Origin of the sequence: Faecalibacillus faecis (genome assembly GCF_003024675.1) — a bacterium.
Lineage (GTDB): Bacteria > Bacillota_I > Bacilli_A > Erysipelotrichales > Coprobacillaceae > Faecalibacillus > Faecalibacillus faecis.
Map to the genome: position 1 here is coordinate 1 of NZ_PYLP01000047.1, position 1,890 is coordinate 1,890.

Below are 1,890 nucleotides of genomic sequence, written 5' to 3' on the forward strand. Positions count from 1 at the left end.
TATTTCTTTTTATGTAGTATAGGGTATATAATCTTATTACTTTTAATTTAAATATATTTATTATATATTTGTAGTATAGGATGGTGATGTTATGTTTGTAAAAGTTGTAAAAAATAATAGAGGTCGTCCAAATACCTCTTTTATCTCAATTGTTGAATCTTATCGTGAAGATGGAAAGGTTAAACATCGTACAATCAGAAATCTTGGACTTTTTGATGACGATCAGGTTCCCTATATTAAAGCTGCTTTCGCAAAAAAGAAACCACGTCTTGTCTATGATGACTAAATTGTAGTAAAGAATATGATGCCTCATGAAGCTATCTCTGTATTGTCTGGTATTATCAATGATGAAGCTCTTATTGATCATGCACAAATTATTCATAATTCCTTTACTAGAAAACGTAAAATCTCTCTTGATAACCTGCTGAACTATCTTATCTTTAGAAATCATGATGTACTTTCAGAAGATCTTGTTTCCTACTTTGGAGCACTGCGAGATTTTGATATTCCTACTAGACAAGCCATGATTAAAAGAATGTCAATTCTCAACTATGATGTATGGGACTTTATCATGGATAGATTTCGAAATGAAATATATAATGAATTGCCTCTTATTAATTTTATGGATTATATAGTTATTGCAGTTGATGGCTCATTTCTTGATCTTCCACCACATATCGCTTTGAATCACTACTTTGGAGGACATCAAACATCAAAAATGAAGATTTCAGATATCAAGAAACCTCAGACAAAGGTTTCAATGATTTATGATGTGCTTAATAAGGTTATTTTAGATTTTTCTATTTCTCATTATAAAACATCTGAAATTCCTCTTCTCTTTAAACATCTTAAGAAGTTGCAGGAATTCTTCCGTGATAAAAAAATAATTCTGCTGGCTGATAGATATTATGGTTCAGCAGAATTGTTTAGATATTGTGAAATGCATAATATCAAATATCTCGTTCGAGCAAAGAAGAATTTCTTCAAGCATTATATTGAAAAACATGAAGGAGAAAAAGATTTTAATGTCAATATTAAACTGGATAAAGCGTGGATAAGAAGGATCAAGAATGACAAGGTAAGAAAATCCATTGATGAAGATCCAAAAATGGACATACGTGTTGTAAGAGGAACATATACGTATAATGAAAAAAACAAAAAGAAAGAYCGAGAAGTCACTGTAGAAACTCAATATTTTACAAATCTTGATGAAGGATTTGATATAGCAGATATTATTGATCTGTATCATCACGAAAGATGGAATGTAGAAAATGCATATGATGTTTTAAAAAATAGTTTGAACATTGAGCAGTATAATACGCATAATCCAATAGGAATTATTAATGAAACAATGGGAAAGGTCATATTCTATAATATTGAACAAATAATCTTTATAGAATCAAGAAAAAGAATCAAACAAAATAAAAAATGTAAATATGAATATATTCCAAATAACAAATATATTATCAATTTACTTCATCATAATGATTTCATTGTAAGTTTCAAAATGAAAACTGTGGATAAAATTGTCGAAACAATCATATCAACAGGAGCAAAAGAAAAAATATCTGTCAGAAAAGGAAGACACTAYAAGAGATGGAATAAATTTTTTAAAAGCATACCGAAAACAAGGCATAGAATAGATGGGCGTAGGAATCCACCAGTAGCAAAAGGAAAAGCTGGATTTGTGACCACTAATCACTGAATCCAGCCCCTGTAGTATAGGGAATTCCTTTTCCATCGTTACAATAATGATAGGATAATATGAGATAAAAAACAACTGAAAAATTTAAAAAAATGATAAATTTTATTAGGTGCCTTTTGCGCTTTTTTTCATGTACAATTTTAATAAGATAAGCATAATAATAAAGGCACAAACTTAAGAAATAA

The 1,890-nt window shown here is 29.1% G+C and carries 2 protein-coding genes; both read left to right on the forward strand.

The window, feature by feature from the left end; translation table 11 throughout:
* The first annotated feature begins 91 nt into the window (after positions 1-91).
* Positions 92-286 (forward strand): hypothetical protein, encoded by a 195-nt coding sequence (locus tag C7U55_RS13360; protein ID WP_092356786.1) that lies wholly within the window; start codon positions 92-94, stop codon positions 284-286.
* Between the two features lie 15 nt (positions 287-301).
* The gene (locus C7U55_RS13365) at positions 302-1,705 is read left to right on the forward strand and encodes an IS4 family transposase (protein ID WP_106988961.1); all 1,404 of its coding nucleotides are present in this window, start codon (positions 302-304) and stop codon (positions 1,703-1,705) included.
* The last annotated feature ends 185 nt before the right edge of the window (positions 1,706-1,890 follow it).